Origin of the sequence: Streptomyces sp. NPDC060028 (assembly GCF_042736725.1) — a bacterium.
Classification (GTDB): domain Bacteria; phylum Actinomycetota; class Actinomycetes; order Streptomycetales; family Streptomycetaceae; genus Streptomyces.
The window spans coordinates 89,784-106,620 of the sequence record NZ_JBHWVJ010000016.1 but is presented as its reverse complement, the minus strand read 5'-3'; the positions used below and the strand labels follow the sequence as shown (position 1 = coordinate 106,620).

Genomic DNA, 16,837 nt, shown 5'->3' with positions numbered 1-16,837 from the left:
GACGATCCGCTGCAGCCTCTGTCCCTCTTCATCGCTCAACCGCCTTGCCCTGACCAGCTCTGCCATCCACGACCTCACTCTCGACAGCGATTGCGTTGCCATCGAGAGTGAGGCTGGCAGACCCCCTACCGCGAACTCCAATCGCCCATGTCACCCGACCCGGCGAACGTTCGTGGACAACGCACTAGCTCGGCACCCGGGTGCCCCGAGCCGATCCAAGCCGGCGAACGCTGGAGGGCGCGCACATCATCGGACGTTCGCCAACCAGCCGGTCACCGAGCCCCTCGACGGCATCACCCAGTAATTCGCCAACGAACAGGGCACGCCCAGATCACTGCTCCGCGACATCTGAGCAGCGCGGGCCGCCACCAGATGGCGGCGAACCGCGCTCAGGGTCCGCCAGAAACAGCCCCTGCCCTGCTGCGCCCTGCCTACGGAGCCGGGGTGAACTCCACATCCGTGCCACCGCACCCGGCCGCGATGCCCAACAGCCGCTCACGCTCCAGCTCATCCACCGACAGACCCCACCGGAGGGCGGAGCGGTGGGTCCCCGGCCGACTGCCGGGGAAGAGCCAGGTGACGGTCGTGTTGCCACTCCAGCCCTGCCAGGGCTGCTGCTCGACGAGTCGGGTCAAAAGGATGGCGAGGGGCTGCGGGAGGCGGATCGGAGTGCTGTCGAGACGGATCGTATGGTGGCTGTCCTGGACGCCGAGATGCCCGGTGGTGAGGGCGCTGACGTGGGTGAGGTGCTGGCCGAACAGCAGGAGCAGGGACCCAGCCACCCTCACGGCCAGGGGGAGGTCCTCGTCGTGGAGGCACTGCTGGAGGAGGTCCCAGTGGGTGTCCTCGTCGATCCCCTCCGGTTCGGCCTTGCTGCGGTGAGGGACCAACAGCTCCCTGCTGTGGCCGCGCCCGCCGGTGGCCGTGAAGCTCGGCGTATGGCTCTCCAACACCAAGACCCGGCGCGACAAACTCGATGCCGAACAGCTCGCGGCCCTCGCGGCGCTGGGCATGGACTGGGCGGGACCGGCGCCGACCACACAGCCCGCCCTGGCCAGTGTCCTGTAGTGGCTGACCTTGCATAGGTTCAGATTGACCGTGCATCTGTGGCTGCACATTCCAGTTGGATCTTGCATCAGCCGGGGTGGGTGAGCTGGGGCTGCCGGACGTTGGCGCTCGGAGGACTCGACGACTCGTGAGCGGGGTCGCGGTGCCTTTCCCCGAAGCTGCGGGCCCTCCCTGGCGGGCAGGGCCCGCTACCGGGGAGGATTCCTGGCATGAGCACCGATCAGTCCCTCGCTCCCCTGCGCTCGACGCACTCCCTGCCTGTGGTGTTCGGCGCCGGTGCTGCCATCGGCGTGCTGGGCGGGATGATCGGTCTGGGCGGCGCGGAGTTCCGCCTGCCGCTTCTGATCAGCCTGTTCGGGTTCGCCGCGCTCTCCGCCGTCATCCTGAACAAGGCGATGAGCCTGGTCGTGGTCCTGACCGCGCTGCCCGCCCGCATGGCGGCCGTGTCCGCTTCCGAACTGGCCGCGCACTGGCCCATCGCGGCCAACCTGCTCGCCGGGAGCCTGCTGGGCGCCTGGGCCGGCGCATCGTGGGCGGTGCGGATGCGCTCCTCCACCCTGTACAAGGTGCTGGCCGCCCTGATGGTGCTGATGGCCGCGGCTCTGCTGTTCACGCACTTCTCCACGCTGGGGACCCTCGACCTGCCACTGTGGGCGCAGGTGCCCCTCGGTGTGGCGGCCGGGTTCGGCATCGGGGTGGTAGCGGCCATCATGGGCGTGGCCGGCGGCGAACTGCTGATCCCGACGATCGTCCTGCTCTTCGGGCAAGACATCAAAACCGCCGGAAGCCTCTCCCTGCTGGTATCGCTGCCGACCATGCTCGTAGCCTTCGCCCGCTACAGCCGCGACGGCAGCTTCGCAGTGCTGGGTGCCAACCGCCGCTTCGCCTTGGTCATGGTCGCGGGCTCGATCGCCGGGGCGATCCTGGGCGGGCTACTGCTCGGGGTGTTCCCCGACGTGGCCCTCATCCCCGCGCTGGCCGTAATCCTGCTCGCCTCCGCCGTCAAACTCGCCCGTCACGATTAACCTGCGCGCGGTCCCCGCATGCCCGCGTACCCACACGTTGCCGAAGACGCAAGGTAGGTCTCGGCAACCGTGGTGCCGATCGTGCAGAACGACTTTTCATCTCGCTGGTCACAGGCCACCACGGATGCACAGTCCGGCCGCACCGGACAGCCAGCCTCTGACCGCTTCCCACACCCACCGGACCCCGGGCCTCTTGTCCGGTGCTGTTCCCATGCGTCGGCCTTCGGACCCGGGCGGCCGGGAGTCCCGCAGTTTCCCGGCGCGGCGGTCCGCCGTCTGGAGGGGGTCGGGTAGGGGAAGTCGAAGCTTCACCAGGTCTGGCAAGGGCCCCTCAGTGAAGTAGTCAGCATGGTCAGCTCCCCTTGACCGTCTGGCCTGACCTGCACCGTTGTCCAGCCACCGTACGGGTGTGAGGCGCCCTGCGAAGCGCCCCGCCAGACGCCTTGGTGAACCCCGGCCGATCCTCAGAAAACGTTGGCTTTTCTTGACGCCGGGAGGCTGGTCTAGGCTGCCGCCGTCGTCGGCCACCGAGGCCGGCACGGCACGGAGAGGTGGACAATGCCGCAAGCGCGACACGCGACCGGCCCGGCGGACACGCCGGGCCAGCGAACGCTCAGTGCGGTAGAAGAAGCGGCCCGGATGGACGCCGTGCGCCGCTACGACATCCTCGACACCCCGCCGGACGGCGCGTTCGACCGCGTTGCGGCGATGGCGGCCCGGCTGTTCAAGGTGCCGGTGGCGAGCGTGACGATCGTGGACGAGGACCGGATCTGGTTCAAGGCCGCCCACGGCCTGGAAGGCGTCAGCGAGATCGGCCGGGAGCCGGGCCTGTGCGGCTCGGCGATCCTCGCCGACGAAACACTGGTGATCCCGGACACTCTCACCGACCCCGTCGCCTTCAACAACGGCTTGGTCACCGGGCCGATGGCGGTCCGTTTCTACGCCGCCGCGCCGATCATCACCGGCGACGGGCACCGGCTGGGCACCGTCAACATCCTCGACACCAAACCCCGCCTGATCACCGAGGACGACACCGCCACCCTCGCCGACCTGGCCGCAATCGTCCTCGACGAGCTGGAGATGCGACTCGCCGCCTTGAACGCCCTGCGCACCGAGCAGGAGCGGCGCATCGAGCAGGAGGAGGCCCGGCAGCGCGCGGAGCGCGACATGGCCGCCATCCAGGCGTTCGCGTCCACTCTCCAGCGCACCCTGCTGCCGCCGGCACTGCCGCTGGTGCCGGGGCTGGAGCTGGCCTGCCACTACGCCACCGCCTCCCCGCAGGATGTGGGCGGCGACTTCTACGACGTCTTCCCCCTCGACGGCACGAGGTGGGCGTTCTTCCTCGGGGACGTGTGCGGCAAGGGCCCCGAAGCCGCCGCCGTCACCTCCCTGACCCGCTACACCCTGCGCGCCGCAGCCCAGATCGACCCCGACCCCGACAAGGTCCTCACCTCCCTGAACACGGCGCTGCTCCTCGACCCGGACCTCGGTACCCGGTTCTGCACCGCCGTCTTCGGAACCCTGGAACCCCACGAGAAGGACGGGTTCGCTGTCACGCTGGCCACCGGCGGGCACCCCCCGGCCTACCACCTGCGCGGGCAGGGGGCGGTGGAAGAGGTGCGCCCCGAGGGCGGCATGCTCATCGGCGCCCTCGCCGAGGCATGCTTCGCCTCCCACACCTTCCACCTCGCCCCGGGCGAGGGACTGCTCCTCTACACCGACGGGCTGACCGAGGCCCGCACCCTTGGCGGAGAGATGATCGGGGAAGAGGGCCTGGCCCGTTTCCTTTCCGCGCGCACCGGCCCCGTCAGTGCGGCGGCGGTCATAGGCGACACGGTCGACCTCCTCGACGCGATGCCCCACGGGGCCGGTGACGACGTGGCCCTGCTGGCCCTGTCCGTGCCCCTCGCCGACGCCGGAGTCGGCCTCACCGCGATCGCCACCGCCCATACCATCGCCCCCGCCGGCGAGACGCCGGAGAGCCGCCCGTGACCGACTTCCGCCTCACCGCACAGCACACCGACGGCGACCTCGCCCTGGCCCACATCGCCGGGCAACTCGACATCGCCACCGCCCCCCGCCTGCGCACCCAGGCACTCGCCCTGATCGAACAAGGCCACCGCCACCTGATCCTGGACCTCGGGGCCGTCACCTTCTGCGACTCCTCCGGCTTCAACGCCCTCGTCGGCATCTACCGCTGCGCCAAGACCGCCAACGGCACCCTGGTCCTTGCCGCCGTCCCCGACCGCCTTCAGCGGATGCTGGACCTCACCGGCCTCAGCGCCCTGCTACCCGCCCACCCCACCGCCGCCCACGCCCTCGTCGCACACACCCGCAGCCAGGACGCGGCCACCGCGTAACCCCTTGCGGTGGCTGAGTTCAGACGCGTGGTCGACGGGCGGGAATGCGTGTAGCTACATCCAGCGGGCGGGGCGGCTCTCTGCCAGCCCGAATCCCAGTGCGCATCCGACGGCCAGGCCCGCGCCGTGATTGTTGGCGAGCAGACAGAGGACGAGGTCGGCGGCGGGGATGAGGAGGACGACCCGGCGCAGGGAGACGACGCTGCCGCACAGTGCGTACCAGGTGACGAGTGCGCCCACGAGGCCGCATATCGCCACGGAGTCGCCGCCTCCCCGGGGCCTCCAGCCGGCCATACTCACCGTCTGCGCTGAGACACCGCTCACCGCGAACACCAGCAACAGCGCCCACGAACCCAACTCCCGCTCGGCAACGGGAACCACAACCGCCAGCGCGGCCAGGTTGAACAGGAGTTGGAACCACCCCGAGGACTGCACCGTCAAGGCCGTCACCGAAGTGAGTTCAGGGCCCCGACACGGTCGCAGTCACGGCGCCGGTACGCCGACGGGTCAGTTCTGCGCAGCGGACGCCGCCGCCGGGCTGCCATTCCCTCACCGGCCCGGCCTGCGTCCCGTGGTCCCGGCGCCAGTCCACGGGTACGACTGCGCGGCAGTCGTACCGCTTGCACGCGCACTTCTCCCCCGGCCCCGCGTAGGCGAGCCCGTGCCGGACCACCCCGCGCGTGCCCGCTGCTGCTCCCCGTATCCGGGACGGCCAGGACAGCTCGATCCACAGCCCGCCCGCTCCCGGCCGCATCCGCCCGGACAGCCGGGCATCACCGATCACCGCCAGCGGCGTCTCCCCCGGCACCGCGAGCCGGCGCACCGTCGTCGCGACCGGCGTCTCGCCCATCCCGGCCAGCGCGTCGGCATCGGCCTCACCGGCCCACGCGGACAGGCGCTCCGTTCCCTGGGTGTCGTCCGCCAGGAGCAGCAGCGGGTCCTGGATGCGGGCCGTGCGCGTACCGCCGCCGGAGCCGGATACCAGCAGCGTCGCGACAGGCGGCCGGGTGGGGACCTGGATCTTGCCGTGGGCCACCAGCCAGGCCACCACCGCGCCGGTCGAACGCGGGGCTCGTCTCCGTACCGCCCACCGGCACGGGGAATCCGGGCAGGCACCTACGCTAGGCCGCCACCGCGGCGCGCCATCAGCCGGTCCGCCGCCCACCCCGCGCCGCCCGGGCCGCGCAGCGTCGCACGCACCAGCTCCCCGTCCACCGACTCCACCACCGCCCGCGACCACAGGTCTTCGCCCGCGTCCGCCGCCCCGGTCTCCCGGGACCGTTCCCGCAGGGCAGGGCGGCATTCAGGCGTCATGAAGCAGGCACTGTGCCGTCTTCGCTCGTGTTGGGCAGGTGCGAGACGAACACGTCTGCGTGCTCGGTGTCATCGGTCCAGTAGCCGTACCGGTCACCGAGCACACGGAGCAGCACTTCGGGTTGGAGGCTGGGGCGACGGACGACCAAGCCGGCGTTGCTTGCCGTAGCCAGGGCTGCGGCAAGCAGGTGCGACCTTAGAGCACTCTCCGTGAAAGCTTCGGTTGGTACGGATTCATGATCGGGAAGCTCGGGCTCCGTCATGACAGCATGGAGCCGCATACGGCGTTCAGCGGAGTCGTTGAGGGCAGGAAGACCTCGCTGTTTAAGGCGTCGGTTTCCGACGAGATTGGCGACGGCGGTCAGCAGGTGCCAGTCCTTCCAGCCTTGCTCGCGTAGCAGCGCCACAGTGCGGTTGAATTCCGGGTCAGCACTCAGGCGCGGCAGCGTGTAGCCGACTATGGGCACCAGGGCCGCATAACGGTGGCGGACGTTCTCGAGCGCGGTGCCGTGGTCGTATCCGGGGCCCGGTCCGGTCTTGGCTTCGAGGGCGACGGACATGGGCCGGCCGTTGGGGGGTGTGGCGGCGCCGACGGCTGGGTCGGGCAGAGCTGCAATGGCTTCGTAGTCGTCGGACTTGAGGAGATCAGCCAGTTCGTCATAGGGGCGGCTGGCAACGAGCTTGTGCCACAGACCATCGGCGAACCCATCCTCGATGAGTTTCATGAACGCCTTGTCCCGCAGCAGTGACTGGGAGAGCAGCACACTCACGGCTGCAGCGGTCAAATCTTCAAGCCCTGCTTCCGGGCCCTGGCTGCCGACTGCGGAGAGTCGCACAAGCCACCGGTTGACGTCCGGGTCGGCTACCTGTTCACGGCTGTCGTGCCGGTCGGACGTTGCGGCGGTTTCGGCATGGACCTCGACTACAAGGCGCCCAGGCAGGAACAGGGGATCACGGGTGGCCATCTCGGCAATAAGTACCTGCACTGCGGCGGTGAAGCGCTCTGCGGCCAGGACCGACAGCCGGTTATTGGCACAGGTGATCTCCCAGTCGACACCGAGCGCGCTCCAGGAGTAGCTACGCCTCGGGCCGGCGTCGCTGAACGGCCTGCCCACTCCTTGGGCGTCGGCTTCGTCGACGTACATGCTCTCGGTCACGGTGGGCTCGCCAGGGATCGAGGCGACGATCTCGTCGATGGCGGCGTCGAAACCAACTGCTGCCATGACTTCGCGGAGCAAGGGAGCGAACCGGGGGCGTACGGCGAGCGCAGCACTCATCGTGAGGGTCTGGTTGGTCATCATGTCCCAGACATATGGGTAACGCTCGGCGTTGAACGGTTCGTCGAGATAGGTGTTCTGCGCCATGAGACCGATCCGGAACAAGTGCGTCGCGGAAAGCCAGTTCCCTGCCTGGTGGTCGTATCGGGCAGCAAGGATGATGCCTTGCGGAACAAAACGCCGCAGTTCCTGGTCGGATGTGGACCTTGAGGCAGCGGCAGCCGACAGCGCGCATTGCTTGGCCGCCATTGCCAGGCCGAGCTCGCTGTAGATCCGTGAGCACAGCAGCAGCATCGTCAGTCCCCCCTCCAGAGTCTCGCCGTGCCACCAGTTGATCTTGGCCTCGTGGATCTCCCGCAGCGCCTCGAGGAGACGACCGCTCATGACCAAAGCCAGTCCGCGGGCCTGAGCCCGCTCACCTCGCGCCGACTGGCCGACGACCCGGTCGGTTGCCGTATCGAGCAGGTCCCGGACCTCCCGGTACAGCGGGTGATCCACCAGCACCGGCGCAAGCAGGTCGAAGAAGTCCGCGGCATGCTCGACCGGGAATAGCGGAGCGGCATCCAGATGCCGCCCCAGCCGAACCAGCATCTGCATGCCGGTGTCGATGTCGATGAGCGTCGGCCTAGTCTCGAACTTGGGCAGCGGCTGACCGCCCGTCATTGCCTCACGCACCCGCGCGGTGACCTCTGCAACGCTGGACAGACCCTGCGGAGTCTCTCCCAGGTCAGCGGGTGCTTCCGGATGCAGAGCCAGCCGGGCCCGTAGGGCGAGCAGGTGTGCTGTGGCGTTCGGCGGGGGGCCACCCTCCAGCAGGCGGTCGGTCTTCTGCTCCAACTTGCGCTGCCAAAGCCGCAGTTCATCGCAGGTTATAGCGGTCAAGTCGCGTATGAGGGCCCCGAGGGTGTACTCGAGCAGTACAACAGCATCCTCGAGCAGGCCAGGGTCGTCGAGCGAGTCCTCCGCTGTCACCCCGGTGAAGAAGTCACGGGCCAGATCATCCACCGGCCGCATCGCCTCAAGGCCCCGCAGTGTCGCGACCACGATCTCGTAGCGGGTTCGCAGCGCAGTAGGTGCCCCAGAGCTGGCACCGAGCAGAGCACGGGCATGGCCGAGCCAGTCCGGCAGATCGGCACGGGCTTCGGCGTGGAACGTGGCGTGGCGCAGCGGCACCTTCAGGTCGATCAGGTCACCCAGAGTGCAACCGGGCTCCTCGCGCTCGCGCCACCGCTGGCGGGCCTGGATGTACCAGTCGGGAAGGGCTCCGGCGGTCTCCGGTCGGGCAGGGGCAAGGTCTGAGGACAGATGCAGGTACTGCACGGCGAGGTAGAAGAGATCGTGGTCGGCAAGATGCGCAGCGAGCGCAGCAGCATCCCAGATGTCCAGCTCCACCCCGTGCGCCCGCGCCGCCTCCTCGATCAGCTTGTGCTTCTTCCCGGAAGGGATAGGGGTCACCGTGAAGTAGATGACACGGTGGACGGCCGTGCCCTGGCCGCAGATCGACGCAAGGTCCTTGCGGATCTTCGACGGCACCTCGGCCTTCTGGATGGTGCAAGCCATCACGACACGCTCTGTCGAAGCCAGCGCTTCGAAGACTGAGGTTCCCGGCAGCTCGCGGGGAATGTTCGTCCAATGGCTCTCAGCATCCCGGCCCTGGTCGCCCCCACTGCTGACGGGACCGGTCGCAGGAAGCAGATTGCTGGTGATCCGTCTGCGTGCCAGGCCAAGACACAGCAACTCGAACTCGTGATGGCTGTTGGTCTCAGCAAGGGTGTCCAGTTCGAACCGGATACGTCGCTCGAGCTGCACGGCGTCGTCAGCCATACCCCTACCCCCACATCGAACCAGTCACAGCACCGCTCCCCAGTGTCAGGCACGACACTGACAGCGCCCGAATGTCGACCTCTTGAGCAAGCCTGCCGACCGGTAAGCTTGCTCAGGGAAGCCTTGGTGTTCGTCCTCTCCGCCCGGGCGCGTGCCGTCTCCCTGCTGGAGACGCGGTCACGGGACCGAGCGAGCGGGAACGTAGGGCACGGGGTTCGTTAGCGTCTCGTGCTCGCCGTCGGCCGGGCAGTGAGCCGCTTCTCTTCCCCACGACTACTGCGTGGGAAGGATATGTCGTCGTCGCGGGCGTTGCGGGCCGCACGGACGGTGTCCGCCTGCGGACGCGCACCCGCTCCCTGTCGGAGCAGCGCGGTCGTGATGAACAGATCGAGCGTGCCGGACCCGTCGGTGCACTGGCAGAGCGTCAGCACGCGCGGGCGCCCAGCGTCCACAGGGGCCAGCGCGAGCGCCACCAGCACCCTGCCCAGGATCCGAGGTCCACTCCAGGGCCCGGCGCGGCCGGTGCAGCGGCCACGGCGCCCGCGCGGCGTCCCCGGGGACCTCGTCGACGCACCGGAGGGTTCGGCTGGCACATGGTCAACGACCTCTCCCTCGCCACCGCCGTCACGCCCAGCCCCGAAGGCGGCAAAACCGTTCGCGCCCTCCTCCCCCGCTGGGCGTGAGCGGAGCGCGGGATCAGTGAGAGGATTGCGAGGGTGACGGCAAGAACCAGTGACATCGAGAAGGCAGCCGATGTGCTGCGCGCCGGAGGCCTGGTGGCCTTCCCGACCGAAACCGTCTACGGCCTGGGCGCCAACGCCGAGGATCCCACCGCGGTCGCGCGTATCTTCCAGGCCAAGGGTCGCCCGCCCTCGCACCCGCTGATCGTCCACATCGGCGGTGCGGAGCAGCTGGGCGACTGGGTTGAGGACGTGCCCGCGACCGCGCGCTTGCTGGCCGAACGCTTCTGGCCGGGGCCGCTGACGCTGGTCCTGCGGCGCGGTCGCCGGGTGCCCCTGGAGGCGACGGGCGGCCTGGAGACGGTGGCCGTGCGCGTGCCCGACCACCCCGTCGCACTCGCGCTGCTGTCGGCCTTCGGCGGAGGTGTGACGGCCCCGTCCGCCAACCGCTTCGGCTCGGTCAGCCCCACCACGGCGGACCACGTCCGTGCCGAGCTCGGCGATGCCGTCGGCTTCGGCCTGGAGGGCGGGCCCTGCGAGGTCGGCGTCGAATCGACCATCGTCGACGTCACGGGTGATGCCCCGAGCGTCCTTCGTCCCGGCGGAGTGACGCGCGAGGACCTCGAAGCGGCGCTGGGGTATCCGCTTGCGATCCCTACGGCGAGCCGGGTCCGGGTTCCGGGCCAGCATCCGTCCCACTACGCGCCGCGGGCGCGGGTCGTCCTCGTCGAGCCCGGGAAGGTCGTCACCGAAGCGGAACTCGCGCAGGAGCTGGGGCACCAGGTGGGCGTCTTTCTCCCTCCCTGCTTCGCCGACACTCCGGTGAAGGCGCACGCCGTGGTGGCGCTACCCGGTTCGATGGCCGCCTACGCGCGCAGGCTGTACGGGTTCCTGCGCGAGCTCGACCAGCAAGGGTGCGACCTCATCGTCGCGTCGTTGCCGGTGGAGGAGGGGCTGGGACTCGCGATCGCCAACCGGCTCCGCCGCGCCGCCGGACCCCGGCCCTCCGCCACCGGCAACGCCCCTCGACACTGATCACGAATCCCCACCCGTGGCACCCCTTGCAGTCCGCGGCATGGGCCAGGTCGGCGTGAAGTGCGGGAAAGGCAGCATGACCGGCTCCGTAGTGGGCCATGCGCGGCTATGCGACGGCCGGCGGAGCTCCGGTCACGATGCTGAGCCGGCGGTGACGTCGAGGCCGCGGGTTGTGACCAGGTGGGCGCTGCCGTCGGACAGCCGGTAGGACAGGCCCACCACGGCGGTCTGTCCGGCCTTCACGTGGTCGGCGAGCACCCGGGAGCGGTCCAGCAGCAGGTCGACGGTGTGCCGGGTGTGCTCGGCGATGATGTCGCTGTCCTGGGTAAGGCCGGCGGAGCGGGCGGCCAGCACGCTGGGCGTGACCCGCTCGATGACGTCCCGTACGTACCCGGGCGCGGCCACTCCGTCCTCCACGGCGGCGCGGGCGGCCGCGACCGCACCGCATGAGTCGTGTCCGAGGACCACTACCAGGGGGCAGTTCAGCACGCTCGCCCCGTACTCGATGCTGCCCAGTACCTCCGGCCCGGTGACGTGGCCCGCGGTGCGGACGACGAACAGGTCACCGAGCCCCTGGTCGAAGATGATCTCTGCGGCCAGGCGGGAGTCGGAGCAGCCGAACAGCACCGCGAAAGGGTTTTGGGCCGGTGCGATCTCGGAGCGGCGTGCGGCGTCCTGGTTGGGGTGCTCCGGTGTTCCTGAGACGAACCGCTGGTTGCCGGCCCGCAGCATCTCGAAGGCTTGCGCGGGAGTGAGTATCGGGGTGTCAGTCATGGCCGCAGACTACGGCCAGGCCCAGGTCACCGCGCCATGAGGGGGAAGCCCCGCCGCTGCCCGCCGGCAGTCCCAGACGCCGGGCGAGAGCGACCTCGGCCCGGACCCTCAACGTGTGGCGGAGCCACTCACCCCGGTGCAGCTGTACGCGCTGCCCGTTGATCCGCTCCACAGCGGGACCTCCTCACAGATCAGCCCCCGGCACGCCCAACGACCATCGCCCCAGCCAGGGTGCGAGCCCCGCCACTCGGACCTACGACACACGTCCGGCGTACTCCGGCTGGCCTTCAGGGCTTCAGAGCTTCAAGGTCATATCCCGTTCAACGCGCAACCATTCGGCCGGTTACCGCACTACGGGACTGACAGATGCTTTCGGAGGCTGCGGCGCGCCCGCGTTCTACCCGCAGCCCGCTTCTCCGCTCGGCCGGGTGGGGTGGCAGGCCGAAGTGGGCGGCTGTGCCAGTGGCGTCCAGGGCGCGGGCGACGACGGGCTGGAACGGGCCGCTGAGGTGGAAGCCGGCTCCCGCACGGGCTGCTTCGGCCTTCGCCCGCAACAGGGCGCCCAGGCCGGAGCAGTCGCAGAACGAGACCCGCTGATGTCGATGCGCAGCAGGGCGGGATGGCCGGTGAGAGACTCGCGGACCGTGTCACGCATGCCTGAGGCGGTCGCCACGTCGAGTTCCCCGGTGAGGCGGATCAGGCCGTAGCGGCCGGCAACGACCACGGTGAGGGCGGCCAGGCGAGGGGGGTGGGATCACGTCCGGCTCCCGTCGGCCGACTTCCTCAAGACGCATCCGCCTTCCCCGCCTTCAGGCTGCGGCCGGTGGGTTCGCCGATCCGGAGGAGTGGCGGTACTCGGCGTTGATGCGCTGGGCTTCCTCGAGCTGCACCAGGGGTTGGACCTCACGCCGTTCCGGGCGCCCAGCGCCGACCGCTGGCGGTAGCAGCCTTCCAATCACCGGGCTGCTGTCCGTGCCCAGCGTGATGGGCTGGACGCGCAGTTCGATCCCTGCCGCGGCCGCGCCGCTCCGCCGGGGTACGGGCACCCGAGTTGGCGGTTGAGGTCGTCGGCCCCGGTGCGCCGCGTCATGGACGCGGTCTTGGTCTCGGCTGTTCGGGGTGGCCTGATGACCCGGGAGCCGTGGTGGTCACGGTCCGAAACCCGTGGGGGCCTGGATGGAGCGCGGTGCGGACGGGCTGGTGGTGGGGGCTGGTGTGCCCAGCCGTCCCTGGCTGCCGCCGCTCCTGCCGCCTCCCGTACCCGCTCCCGCCAGTCGGGCCACATCCTTGCCGCCTCGACGGCCAGGGCCAGCCGGAGCCGGCCTGCCGGGTCCGTAACGACGCGGATGTCACCTCGCCCAGGGCGCCGAGCATCGCCCCGGCCGCCCGCGAAGCGCCCGCCGGGCCGGGATCACCCGCCAGAACGACACGGGCGCCCGACGCCGCCGCGGCCAGCGCGAACGCCACCGACCGACCCAGTCCAACTTCCGCATCCCTGGCGGACCCATCCCGACGCCCTTGATCATCGAGCTCGCCAAGGGCAAGAAGTGCACGTTCGCCAGCGGCGGCACGGACTCCCTCCCCAGCCAGCGCCTCAACTACCTCTGCGACGGTGGCGGAAGCGTGTACGGGACCCGGGACCAAGACCGCCCGCTTTGGACTGGCTGGCTACCGGGCCGACGGGGCAGCCACCATCGACGCGTTCCCATCGCAGCCGTTCGACCTCGCACGTGCACAATCCGGCCTCGGTGGAGGTGGAACCATCCTGCTCCACGACTCCGACTGCATCTCCGCACCCGAGGCCTGGCGCGCAGCCCTGGGCGCTCTGTCCCACATTTTAGAAACATGCGAAGAACGGGGGACCAGGTAGGCCCGTTGCGCGATCACGGACGCTGAAGGAACCTGCGACGGCATCTGATCGATCGGTACGCGGCCGACCTACCACTCGTCTACAGTTTTGTAGACGCTATAGTCGGTCAGCGTCGTGCGCCCTCGGTGTGTGCAACTGCGCTACGGGGAAGGGGTTCCGCGCGCGACCACGCAGCCGCGTCCGGGTTCGCGGTCCGCCGCGACGACGCTCCAGCCAACGCTTGACCCGCGTCACATCGAACCAACCTCAGGGACGGACCACTTGAGCACCATCGGCATCGGACAAGCGGCGATCCTCGGCGTCGTCGAAGGGGTCACCGAATTCCTGCCGGTCTCCTCCACCGGCCATCTGAAGATCACCGAGGGCCTCATGGGCATCCCGGTGGACGACAAAGCCGTCGTCGCCTTCACGGCCGTCATCCAGGTGGGGGCCATCGCCGCAGTCCTCGTGTACTTCTTCAAGGACATCGTGCGGATCATGACCGCGTGGGGGCGCGGCCTGGCCAACCGCGAGGAGCGGTACCACCACGACTACAAGTTCGCTTGGTGGGTCATCTACGCCACCGTCCCCATCGTGGTCGTGGGACTGGCCGCGAAACCCCTCATCGAGAGCACGCTGGCCTCCCTGTGGGTGGTGGCCGGCTCCCTGATCGTCGGCAGCGGCCTCATGTGGGCCGCCGACCAGATGGGCCGCCACAAGCGCGGCGAGGACGACACCAGCCTCAAGGACGCCATGCTGGTGGGCAGTTCGCAGATCCTCGCCCTGCTCTTCCCCGGCTTCTCCCGCTCCGGGGCCACCATGTCGACCGGCCTCATCCTCGACCTCGAACGCGTCGCCGCCACCCGTCTCTCCTTCTTCCTCGGCATCCCCGCCCTGACCGGAGCGGGCCTGTACGAGCTCAAGGACGCCGTCGGCGCCGGGATGGACACCATCCCGCTGGCCGTCGGCACCGCGGTGTCCTTCGTGGTCGCCTACGCCTCGATCGCCTGGCTCCTCAAGTTCGTGGCCAAGCACTCCTTCAACGCCTTCGTCATCTACCGCATCATCATCGGGGTCCTGCTCTTCGGCCTCCTCGGGACCGGCATCCTCACCGCCTGACGCGGCGCACCCCTTGCGGGGGCCGTCCCGGACGGCGCACGCGAGCCGGCCCGCGGCGAGGGGGCCGACTTCAGCGGGGGCGATCGACCTACCGGTCGCTTTCAACCCCGTCCAACAGGTTGCGCAGCACGCGCTCGCCGTCGGAGCTGCGCTCGAAAACGAACCGTGCGAGGACCGTCTCGCGGTCGCCCTCGCGGTCGCCGCCCCTGTCGAGTTCGTGGTGCATGCGCCGGGCGGTAAGGCAATAGGCATCACCGCGGGGCGGTAGGCGAATCCTCGGCCCGAGCGCTCCTGGGTGACCGACCCTTTCCCGAAGAGGCGCAACAGCGCGGTCGTCACCGTCGTGCGCGCGGGCTCACCCCCCAGGCACTGCCGTACCGGCCACGCTGTCTGCGGGCCCTTGCGCAGCCCACAGCGCTGCGAGCACACACGCCTCCAGTTTGAGTTCACCGGCGCCTTTTCGGTCAGCGGGTGACCCGACCATGACCTCATCCTTACCTCGGGATCGTCTACAGTTCAGTAGACCGTCTACCGGATCGTAGCCGCCTGGATGCCCCACCCCGGCGCCCCTGCCCGGCTCCCTCGAGAGGCCCTCGCATGGCCGTTTCCGTGCACGCTGCGAGCGACCTCGCGGTCAACCTGCTGGATGCCCATTCGCTCCTGGCCACCTTCGGCGTGCTGGGCATCGCGGTGGTGATGTTCGCGGAGACCGGGCTGCTGATCGGGTTCTTCCTGCCCGGGGACTCGCTCCTGTTCACCGCTGGGCTGCTGTGCGCCGGAAGCGCGGACAAGGCTTCGACGCTCTCACTGCCGATGGTGCTGGCCGCTTCGGTGGCCGGCGCGCAGGTGGGGTACCTGATCGGACGCCGCGCCGGTGGGGCCTTGCTGGCGCGCAGCGCAAGCAAGCGGCTCCGCCAGGGGGCCGAGCGCGCCGAGGAACTGCTGGAGAAGTACGGGCAGGCCAAGGCCATCGTGCTCGCGCGCTTCGTGCCCGTGGTCCGTACGGTTCTCAACCCGCTCGCGGGCGCGCTCAACGTCCCGGCACGCGTCTTCACGCTGTGGCAGGTCATCGGCGGTCTCTTGTGGACGGTCAGCCTCGTGCTGGCCGGGTACGCGCTCGGCTCCTCCATCCCCAACGTCGACCGGTACCTGCTTCCGATCGTCGCCCTGATCGTCACGGTGTCCCTCCTGCCGCTGGCGATCGAGCTGCTCCGCTCCCGGCGGGCCGGCAAGCACCAGAACGGATCTGTTTGATGACCTCCGCGTACGACGGCTCGCACGTCGACGGCCCCGCCTACACCGAGGTGACCGGCCTCGCCCACCGCGCTCCAGACTGGCTGGACTCATTGGTCTCCGCCTGGTCGGCCTACGGGCTGGCGCTGTTCGCGCTCCTGATGGTCGTGGGATGGTGGCGGGCCCGCCGAGCGGGAACCTCCACGGTGGTCACCGCCCTCGCGGTCCCGCTGATCACCCTCCTCGCCTTCGGCGTCGACGCCCTGGTCAAACTCGCCGTGCGCGAGGACCGGCCCTGTCAGACGCTCCGCGTGCCCACCCTGGAGGCGTGCCCCGCGCCCGGCGACTGGTCCTTCCCCAGCAACCACGCCGCCCTCGCCGCGGCGGCCGCCGTCGCGCTGCTCTTCGTATCGCGCCGGCTCGGCGCCGTAGCCCTGGTCGCGGCGGTCCTGATGGCCGCCTCCCGGGTCTGGGTGGGCGTGCACTACCCGCATGACGTGCTCGCCGGGTTCCTCGTCGGTGCCTGCGTGGCGGCCGGCGCCGCCTGGGCCGTGCGGCGTCACCGGACCACGCTGGCCGGTCGGCTGGAGCGCGGCCCGCTGCGGCGCCTCTTGGCGGCCGCGTGACCCGCGCCCGGCTCGGCCGCCTGGCCGGGTGGGCGGCTCTGGCGTCGGCGGTGCTCTTCGTGCTGCTGACGGTCTGGGTCGTGCGGGCCCCCGGCCACCTGCTGCCCGCCGACGCGGGCCTGCACCGCTGGTCGGTGGAGCACCGACCGCCCGTCGCGGCGGCGGCCGCCCGCGCCCTGACCAGCACGGGCACCGGAGTCGTTCCGTACGTCCTGCTCGTGCTGGCGGGCCTGTACGCGGGCCGCACCACCCGGCAGCGTGCCTGGACGGCGGCCGCACTGATGCTGTGCCTCGGCGCGGGCCAGGCCCTGCGTTACGCGGTCATGACGCTGGTCGCCCGCCCGCGCCCCGCGATCGGCGACTGGGCCGCGCACGCCTCGGGCTGGTCCTTCCCCTCCGGCCACACCACCACGGCCGCGATGACCGCCGGGCTCCTGGCCGCCGCGCTGTTCCTGCGCATCCCCCGGGGGCCCCGGACGGGGCTCGTACTGATCGGGCTGTGGGGTGCGGCGGTCGGCCTCACCCGCGTCTACCTCGGGGTCCACTGGTTCAGCGACGTCATCGGGGGCTGGCTCTTCGCCACCGCCTGGCTCTCCCTCCTGGCGCGGGCGTACCTGTGGCGCACCCGTGAGCAGCGTCCGGCCGCCGTCTGA

Annotated in this window: 15 protein-coding genes and 2 pseudogenes; 9 read left to right on the top strand and 8 right to left on the bottom strand. The window is 70.1% G+C overall.

The annotated features are described in order from the left end of the window. Window positions 1-431: 431 nt before the first annotated feature. Window positions 432-890, bottom strand: a complete 459-nt coding sequence (locus ACFWBF_RS11560) for a hypothetical protein (protein WP_385598837.1) — start codon at window positions 888-890, stop codon at window positions 432-434. Window positions 891-924: 34 nt separating this feature from the next. Here ACFWBF_RS11560 and ACFWBF_RS11555 point away from each other — a divergent pair. The 4 genes and pseudogenes from ACFWBF_RS11555 to ACFWBF_RS11540 form a co-directional block, all read left to right on the top strand. Then, window positions 925-1,068: pseudogene (locus tag ACFWBF_RS11555) on the top strand (hypothetical protein); the annotation flags it as partial. Window positions 1,069-1,277: 209 nt separating this feature from the next. After that, window positions 1,278-2,093, top strand: a complete 816-nt coding sequence (locus ACFWBF_RS11550) for a sulfite exporter TauE/SafE family protein (protein ID WP_385598834.1) — start codon at window positions 1,278-1,280, stop codon at window positions 2,091-2,093. A gap of 639 nt (window positions 2,094-2,732) precedes the next feature. Then, a complete protein-coding gene (locus ACFWBF_RS11545; protein ID WP_385598831.1) occupies window positions 2,733-4,085 on the top strand; it encodes a PP2C family protein-serine/threonine phosphatase in 1,353 nt (450 codons plus the stop codon). Continuing rightward, window positions 4,082-4,453, top strand: coding sequence for an STAS domain-containing protein (locus ACFWBF_RS11540; protein WP_385598829.1), 372 nt, complete (start codon window positions 4,082-4,084; stop codon window positions 4,451-4,453). The genes ACFWBF_RS11545 and ACFWBF_RS11540 overlap by 4 nt, the downstream gene beginning before the upstream one ends. A 54-nt stretch (window positions 4,454-4,507) precedes the next feature. On the opposite strand, the gene ACFWBF_RS11535 is transcribed toward ACFWBF_RS11540, so the two are convergent. From ACFWBF_RS11535 to ACFWBF_RS11520, 4 genes are all read right to left on the bottom strand, one after another. Then, window positions 4,508-4,903, bottom strand: coding sequence for a rhomboid family intramembrane serine protease (locus ACFWBF_RS11535; protein WP_385598826.1), 396 nt, complete (start codon window positions 4,901-4,903; stop codon window positions 4,508-4,510). Between the two features lie 10 nt (window positions 4,904-4,913). Next, window positions 4,914-5,504 (bottom strand): hypothetical protein, encoded by a 591-nt coding sequence (locus tag ACFWBF_RS11530; protein ID WP_385598823.1) that lies wholly within the window; start codon window positions 5,502-5,504, stop codon window positions 4,914-4,916. Between the two features lie 65 nt (window positions 5,505-5,569). After that, complete coding sequence (locus ACFWBF_RS11525) at window positions 5,570-5,767, bottom strand: hypothetical protein (RefSeq protein ID WP_385598821.1); 198 nt, start codon at window positions 5,765-5,767, stop codon at window positions 5,570-5,572. Beyond that, the gene (locus ACFWBF_RS11520; RefSeq protein ID WP_385598818.1) at window positions 5,764-8,868 is read right to left on the bottom strand and encodes a hypothetical protein; all 3,105 of its coding nucleotides are present in this window, start codon (window positions 8,866-8,868) and stop codon (window positions 5,764-5,766) included. Before ACFWBF_RS11520 ends, ACFWBF_RS11525 begins: the two co-directional genes overlap by 4 nt. Window positions 8,869-9,584: 716 nt before the next feature. Here ACFWBF_RS11520 and ACFWBF_RS11515 point away from each other — a divergent pair. After that, window positions 9,585-10,583 (top strand): L-threonylcarbamoyladenylate synthase, encoded by a 999-nt coding sequence (locus ACFWBF_RS11515; protein WP_385598814.1) that lies wholly within the window; start codon window positions 9,585-9,587, stop codon window positions 10,581-10,583. Between the two features lie 132 nt (window positions 10,584-10,715). Here ACFWBF_RS11515 and ACFWBF_RS11510 read toward each other — a convergent pair whose 3' ends face one another. Beyond that, window positions 10,716-11,357: a carbonic anhydrase gene (locus ACFWBF_RS11510; RefSeq protein WP_385598811.1), complete on the bottom strand. Its 642-nt coding sequence runs from the start codon at window positions 11,355-11,357 to the stop codon at window positions 10,716-10,718. A 2,131-nt stretch (window positions 11,358-13,488) separates the two neighbouring features. On the opposite strand from ACFWBF_RS11510, the gene ACFWBF_RS11505 reads away from it, so the two are divergent. Beyond that, window positions 13,489-14,325, top strand: coding sequence for an undecaprenyl-diphosphate phosphatase (locus ACFWBF_RS11505; protein WP_385598808.1), 837 nt, complete (start codon window positions 13,489-13,491; stop codon window positions 14,323-14,325). Window positions 14,326-14,413: 88 nt separating this feature from the next. On the opposite strand, the gene ACFWBF_RS11500 is transcribed toward ACFWBF_RS11505, so the two are convergent. Together ACFWBF_RS11500 and ACFWBF_RS11495 are read right to left on the bottom strand one after the other, a co-directional pair. After that, window positions 14,414-14,551: a hypothetical protein gene (locus ACFWBF_RS11500; protein ID WP_385598805.1), complete on the bottom strand. Its 138-nt coding sequence runs from the start codon at window positions 14,549-14,551 to the stop codon at window positions 14,414-14,416. Window positions 14,552-14,637: 86 nt separating this feature from the next. Then, window positions 14,638-14,817 (bottom strand): annotated as a pseudogene (locus tag ACFWBF_RS11495) (hypothetical protein); the annotation flags it as partial. A 105-nt stretch (window positions 14,818-14,922) separates the two neighbouring features. Here ACFWBF_RS11495 and ACFWBF_RS11490 point away from each other — a divergent pair. The 3 genes from ACFWBF_RS11490 to ACFWBF_RS11480 are packed head-to-tail and all read left to right on the top strand — an operon-like array spanning window position 14,923 to window position 16,837. Beyond that, window positions 14,923-15,579 (top strand): DedA family protein, encoded by a 657-nt coding sequence (locus ACFWBF_RS11490; protein WP_385598803.1) that lies wholly within the window; start codon window positions 14,923-14,925, stop codon window positions 15,577-15,579. Next, the gene (locus tag ACFWBF_RS11485) at window positions 15,579-16,184 is read left to right on the top strand and encodes a phosphatase PAP2 family protein (protein ID WP_385598800.1); all 606 of its coding nucleotides are present in this window, start codon (window positions 15,579-15,581) and stop codon (window positions 16,182-16,184) included. Before ACFWBF_RS11490 ends, ACFWBF_RS11485 begins: the two co-directional genes overlap by 1 nt. Further along, a complete protein-coding gene (locus ACFWBF_RS11480) occupies window positions 16,181-16,837 on the top strand; it encodes a phosphatase PAP2 family protein (protein WP_385598797.1) in 657 nt (218 codons plus the stop codon). Before ACFWBF_RS11485 ends, ACFWBF_RS11480 begins: the two co-directional genes overlap by 4 nt.